Genomic DNA, 997 nt, shown 5'->3' on the forward strand with positions numbered 1-997 from the left:
GGGCCGCCGTCCGGACCCGGCCGGTCGCGGCGCTCGCGGCGGACTGAGCCGGGCCGGCTACGAGCCGGGCCGCACCAGGCCCGTCTCGTAGGCGGTCACCACCGCCTGCACGCGGTCGCGCGCGTCGAGCTTGGCCAGGATGCGGCCCACGTGTGTCTTGACCGTCGCCTCCGCGACGAACAGGTCCCCGGCGATCTCCGTGTTGGACCGCCCGCGCGCCATCAGCACCAGCACCTCGCGTTCGCGGCCCGTCAGGCCGGCCAGCGCCTCCTGCGGGCCCGCCGCCTCCTCCGGCGGCAACGCCGTGACCAGGCGCTCCATCAGCCGCCGCGTGGACGACGGCGCGATCACCGCGTCGCCCTGGTGCACCGTGCGGATCGCGGTGAGCAGCTCCTCCGGCTGGGCGTCCTTGAGCAGGAACCCGCTGGCGCCGGCCCGGATCGCGTCCAGCACGTATTCGTCCAGGTCGAACGTCGTGAGCACGACGACGCGGGGGTCGCCCGCCGCGACGCCTCCGTCGCCCAGCAGCGCCCGGGTCGCGGTCAGGCCGTCCATGCCCGGCATGCGCACGTCCATCAGCACCACGTCGGACGCCGTGCCGGCGAGCAGGCGCAGCGCGTCCCGGCCGTCGTCGGCCTCGACCACCACCCGCAGGTCGGGCTGGGAGTCGATCACCATCCGCAGGCCCGCGCGCACCAGCGGCTGGTCGTCGACCAGGGCCACCCGTACGGGCGTGTCCAGGGCGTCAGTCATCGTTCTCCTCGGTCGTCGTGCTCGGTTCGGTGGTGGCCTGGCCCGGCTCCGCGGGTTCGGCGGGCTCGATGGTCTCGGCGGCCGCGGGGCGTTCGGCGCGCGGGATCGGCACGACGAACCGGACCGAGAACCCGCCGCCCCGGCGCGGCCCTGCCGTGAGCGTCCCGCCGAACATCTCGGCGCGCTCCCGCATGCCCAGCAGGCCGTACCCGGCGGAGGGCTGCTCCGCCGGGTCGGCGGAGCC

The 997-nt window shown here is 76.0% G+C and carries 2 protein-coding genes; both read right to left on the bottom strand.

Annotated features, from left to right (window positions below):
- Positions 1-57 precede the first annotated feature (57 nt).
- Positions 58-753, bottom strand: coding sequence for a response regulator (locus PROKR_RS03205; protein WP_036959476.1), 696 nt, complete (start codon positions 751-753; stop codon positions 58-60).
- The coding region (locus PROKR_RS37210; protein WP_036959477.1) for an ATP-binding protein at positions 746-997 on the bottom strand (252 nt) is incomplete at its 5' end. The genes PROKR_RS37210 and PROKR_RS03205, both read right to left, overlap by 8 nt.

Source organism: Promicromonospora kroppenstedtii DSM 19349 (assembly GCF_000515355.1).
GTDB classification, from domain to species: Bacteria; Actinomycetota; Actinomycetes; order Actinomycetales; family Cellulomonadaceae; genus Promicromonospora; species Promicromonospora kroppenstedtii.